The 4,361-nt window shown below is 48.3% G+C and carries 4 protein-coding genes; 2 read left to right on the top strand and 2 right to left on the bottom strand.

What is annotated here, in order from left to right:
* Positions 1-201: 201 nt before the first annotated feature.
* A complete protein-coding gene (locus tag Q7V48_02940; protein ID MDO9209693.1) occupies positions 202-1,467 on the bottom strand; it encodes an MFS transporter in 1,266 nt (421 codons plus the stop codon).
* Between the two features lie 298 nt (positions 1,468-1,765).
* Here Q7V48_02940 and Q7V48_02935 point away from each other — a divergent pair, with 298 nt between their 5' ends.
* Positions 1,766-2,086: an NINE protein gene (locus tag Q7V48_02935; GenBank protein MDO9209692.1), complete on the top strand. Its 321-nt coding sequence runs from the start codon at positions 1,766-1,768 to the stop codon at positions 2,084-2,086.
* A gap of 272 nt (positions 2,087-2,358) precedes the next feature.
* Positions 2,359-3,042, top strand: a complete 684-nt coding sequence (locus Q7V48_02930; protein MDO9209691.1) for a class I SAM-dependent methyltransferase — start codon at positions 2,359-2,361, stop codon at positions 3,040-3,042.
* A 115-nt stretch (positions 3,043-3,157) separates the two neighbouring features.
* On the opposite strand, the gene Q7V48_02925 is transcribed toward Q7V48_02930, so the two are convergent.
* Positions 3,158-3,715, bottom strand: coding sequence for a DUF933 domain-containing protein (locus tag Q7V48_02925; GenBank protein MDO9209690.1), 558 nt, complete (start codon positions 3,713-3,715; stop codon positions 3,158-3,160).
* Positions 3,716-4,361: the final 646 nt, after the last annotated feature.

Raw genomic sequence — 4,361 nt, 5'->3', positions numbered from 1 at the left:
AGGCTCGGGGGCCAGGGCGCTTCGCTTGGCATCATGAGGCGCTCGACTTTCCATGGATTAGGCGGGAAAGTGCCCCCCGCCTCAATATGCGGAAACCCAGCCAATCCCTTCCTGCAAGGTTTTCTCCCGGCCGATGCTGCCCGCGCTCATCGTCCTGGCCCCCGCGCCACAATATAGTGCAGCCCGATAACGTCTTTTTTTCTAGCTCATCGTTGTCTTTCTGGGCGCTGCCAGCCATAAGCTGATACAGGACAGGCCCATGCTAACCATTGACAGAATAAAAGAACTCGTATAGCTGCCGGAAAGATCAAACAGGTAACCGCCGATCCAGGGGCCCACGGCTCCCCCTGCGCCCATGCCCGCAAGTAACAAACCCGCCACAGCACCATAATTACGCCCAGGGAATATATCCGCTGATGCGGCAAAAAGAGTGGGAGAAAAAAGACCGGCTCCATAACCCAAAGAAATCGAATACACGTAGAGGAGCCAAGGTTGGGAAGTGTCCCGAACCGACATTGGGGCGATTAGAGCACCGAGGGACAGTAAAGTGGCCAGGGTAACAGTTTTTTCTCTCCCTAACCAATCGGATAAGAAGCCCGAGAGCTGTCCCATGAATAGGGTGATACCAAAAAGGGCGAAGACCGAAACACTGAACAAGCTGCTATAACCCGCATCCTCGGTGAATTTCACTTGATGGGCGAGAATGAGATAACATCCGACCCCCCAGTAAAGGGCGTAGGATAAAACCAGGAACCAAAGTTGGGGGGTTCTCATAACTTCACCCAGAGTCCTTTCCAAAATCATTGGATTTCTGAAAACCGCTCCCTCGGCGGAGGAAGGTGGAGAAGGAGCGGCGGGTTCAACCCCATAAGAATAGAGGCCTTTTTCTTCCGGCCGGTAGTAGAAAAAAAACAGGTAGAGGGGCAGCAGGAAAATAACCAAGATGACCGCCAGAATGATAAAAGTATTCCGCCATCCCATTTGGGATATGGTGAATTCAACGAATATACTGTAAACAAAACTAAGGCCGCCACCCATTTGGCCGAGCCCCAGGACCAGCCCTTTCCTTTTGGTAAACCAATTCACCAGGGATGGCGCCATAATCGGCCATCCGCTGAAGGCGCTTCCCAGAGGCATAAGACAGCCAAAAAGGAAATAGAAGTGCCACAACTTATTGGCGAAAGCACAGCCAGCCGTGGCCAACCCAAGGATCACAACCCCCAAGGGCATCACTCTCCGGGGCTTCCAGCGGTCGGCAAGAGTGCCGGCAATAGGGGCTAAGAACCCGTAGATGAATATATTCAAAGAAAACATTATGGCAATGCTCCCCCGGCTCCAGGGGAATTCCTGCAGGATTCGGGAAAAGAAAACCGCAAAAGAGTGACGGATTCCATATATAAGAACCATGCTGACGACAATGATGGCCACAATTACCCAACCATAGAAAAAAACCGGACGTTTGACCATTTCCCAACCTCAAATTCCCTTTCCGCAGATGAGAGATGCTCATCCGAGTACCCCAACTTTTTTTTAACGCGAATTATTCTTCCTATTATTTAAGGTTAATCGATTCAGAGGGTAAATTCAAATATAACCTGCAAAGGGTGACGGGTTGAATCCAAAAAAGTTAGTGAAAAATGGGTAGTTGGGGGTCAAAAAATGGGGTGTTCGGGTAGAAATTCCCGCCCAATAAGCAGGAGACACCTAAGCAAGATATGCATATAATATATAGAACGGCCTGAAAAATCTTTATTGGGGTGTACATATGGATTCACAATTAAATGGAAAAAAATATTGTATGCGTTGCGGGGCTAAAATTGATTGGCAGGCAGAAGTATGTCCCCAATGTGGTCTAAAACAACCTTTGATCCCTACGGCTACAAGAAAAAGCCGGATTGCCGCGGGTCTTTTTGGTATTCTCCTCGGAAGCTTAGGTATCCACAAGTTTTATCTGGGCAAGATTGGTTGGGGGATTTTATATCTGGCTCTTTGTTGGACTTTCATCCCGGCATTAGCGGGTTTAATCGAAGGGATTCTTTACCTGACGATGTCTGATCAAGAATTCGCGGCGAAATATGAAAATTAACCCCCTGGTACCTGGGCATGTAATCTAATAAGAAAGCAACTGCAAAAAAATAAGGGCATGTTTCGAGTGGGGTCGGAGCAAGGTAACCGGTTGAAGAGCCAACTGTTTATGATCCTCATTTCGCCCATGAAAATAGTGGTTTAAGCCCTCAAAATATCTATCTTTGGGAGTGTATCTGATTAAATTTTAATAGATTACCTTGGTCCGACCCGAAATAAGAAAAAAACAAGAAACTTCGTTTTTATTTTAATTGTTTAAGAAAGGTAAGAGCGATGAGAAAATATTTTTATATGGGAATTTTAGGGTTTCTGATCGTTCTTTTTGCATCCGCTATTCCCTTTTACTCGCAGGCAACGGGGAGGGAAAGAATCATCGATGAAAAGGTGAAGAAATTCCTTGATAAAATGAGGGATCGATGGCGTGATCTTAATGTTCCGGAAGCGGACGGGAAGATTCTTTATGAAATAATCGTTCAGAATAAATACAAAAAGGCGCTGGAAGTGGGAACCTCGACGGGGCATTCGTCGATATGGATTGCCTGGGCACTCAGCAAGACGGGAGGGAAGCTGGTTACCATCGAAATTGATGAAGGGCGTTACAGGCAGGCAGTGGCCAATTTCAAGGAAACGGGTCTCAGCGAGCACATTGATGCCCGGCTTGCCGATGCCCATAAGCTAGTGAATGAGCTTCCGGGGCCATTTGATTTTGTCTTCATTGATGCGGATAAAGATTGGTACACCAATTACGCAAAAGCTTTAATTCCGAAACTTGAACCCGGGGGCTGCATAGCGGCGCACAATGTTGAGGAGCCGGAACCTCTTCCTCGAGGAGGATATTGGAGGGGCACCGACGAGTATTATAAATATATGAAAAGCCTGCCTGGATTTGAAACCAGCATCCATCCGAAGAGCCGCGCCGACGTTTCCGTCAGTTACAAAAAAAAGAAAGGTAAATAGACGCTGGTCAACAAGGGTAAGATTCGAGTGTTCGAGTGTTCGAGTGCTTCGAGTGGGGTGGGACCAAGGGGATGACGCAATTCTTTCGCATCTCCCTATACGCCTTCCGTAGGCATTATACATTGAACAAGAAATTGATGATATCCCCGTCCTCCACAACGTAGTCCCGGCCTTTCTGCAGCAGTTTTCCCTCCTCGCGGACCTTCTGCTCGTTGCCCAGCTGAATAAGATCTTCGTATTTGATGACCTCAGCCTGGATGAAGCCGCGCTCGATCCGTTTCTCGATGAAGAGCAGATCATTCAGCCGTAATTCTTCGTTCAGGGCCGTAATATCGCGGCGAGGGTCGACGGAGCCGGCAACATGAAAAACCGTATCTTCCGGAAAAGCCCGCACGAGATGGCAGATGACGTCCACCTTCTCGAGAACGCGCCAGATCCGGGTATTGCGCTCTGCCTGTTTTTCCAGGTCCGGTAGGAGAGAGAATTCGATCTGGGCCGGCGTTTCCACTCGCGGCCGATAGATCTCGACCAGACGCTCGAAACGCTCGTCACGGACGCGGGCCAATCCCTGGGCTTCTCCCTTGCCGTTTTCCGGTTCGCTTTCTTTTCCCGTCAGCAAGCGAAAGAGCGTGCGTTTGCCAACCTGCGGGAAACCAATCAATCCCAGCTTCATTTCTTATTCCTCTATCATCTCATCCCTCTTTTCCCTTTCTTGGTTTCACTCTCCCCTCTTGATGGGGGGAGAGGTAAGGTAGGGGGGACGGAATTTATTGCTTCCACAAAATGAATGTAACTGCGTCCTGCCAAACAAATCACTTCCGATGATTATTGACGAATAGCGGATAAAACCGATCGGAATGCCGAGTGGGCTGCCTTGGGATAGATTCGGGCAGAAATTACATGTTCATTTTACGACAAAGTAACGAACTTTTCAAGCGAATTCGGTTCATTCTAATCCTGAGTCATAAACTCATCGACAAAATTTGTCGTGGCCCAGACGGAGGAACGGTACGCGCCGCACACCTTCCATTCCTTCAATCAGAGGATTACAAACAAGAGTCCTTTTTAATTCGTTACCCGTTGCAGACCGAGCTACGGCCATGAGCTGCTGCGAGACTCTCGCCGCAGGATTTTTGGGAATGATCAGCCCAGTTCTGGGAGCTTGGCTGGTTAGCATTTTTGATGGTAATCCCCTTCACTCATGTCTTTGCCCGTGAGTTAAAATAGGAATTCCATATCCACATCTCAAACTTTATTTGGGTAGTACCCCGGGGAAAAGAAATGCCTTGGCGCCTCGGTGAGAGAAGAATAAGAATGAG

The organism is Deltaproteobacteria bacterium (assembly GCA_030654105.1).
In the GTDB taxonomy this organism is placed as follows: domain Bacteria; phylum Desulfobacterota; class SM23-61; order SM23-61; family SM23-61; genus JAHJQK01.
Note: the sequence above shows the minus strand (reverse complement) of the source record. Positions and strands in the feature narration are given on the sequence as shown.